Consider the following 483-nt stretch of genomic DNA (forward strand, 5'->3'; position numbering starts at 1 on the left):
CCTTCATCGACTCCTAGTGTCAAGGCATCCACCGTGCGCCCTTTCTAACTTAACCAAACTAAAAATTAAAAAATATGAGCTACACTGTTATCTAGTTTTCAAAGAACATACCATTTGCTATTTAAAATAGCTTTTTGGTGGAGCCTAGCGGGATCGAACCGCTGACCTCCTGCGTGCAAGGCAGGCGCTCTCCCAGCTGAGCTAAGGCCCCAAAATGTATGGTGGGCCTAAATGGACTCGAACCATCGACCTCACGCTTATCAGGCGTGCGCTCTAACCAGCTGAGCTATAGGCCCATACAAATTGCAGGATTTATTTATATCATATCCTCATTTAAGAGTCAATATTGAATTGAACTCTCAAAACTAAACGAAAACGAAACACGGAAACTTATATTGATAAGCAGCGCTTATCAATTCTCCATAGAAAGGAGGTGATCCAGCCGCACCTTCCGATACGGCTACCTTGTTACGACTTCACCCC

2 tRNA genes and 1 rRNA gene are annotated in these 483 nt (G+C 44.3%); all 3 read right to left on the reverse strand.

From position 1 onward, the window contains the following. Window positions 1–135 precede the first annotated feature (135 nt). Window positions 136–211 (reverse strand) — tRNA-Ala (locus MR160_RS33905). 8 nt (window positions 212–219) lie between these two features. Beyond that, window positions 220–296: transfer RNA gene (locus MR160_RS33910), tRNA-Ile, on the reverse strand. Window positions 297–426: 130 nt separating this feature from the next. Beyond that, window positions 427–483 (reverse strand): 16S ribosomal RNA (locus tag MR160_RS33915); the annotation flags it as partial.

Source organism: Bacillus cereus group sp. BfR-BA-01382 (assembly GCF_022663475.1).
GTDB lineage: Bacteria > Bacillota > Bacilli > Bacillales > Bacillaceae_G > Bacillus_A > Bacillus_A thuringiensis_S.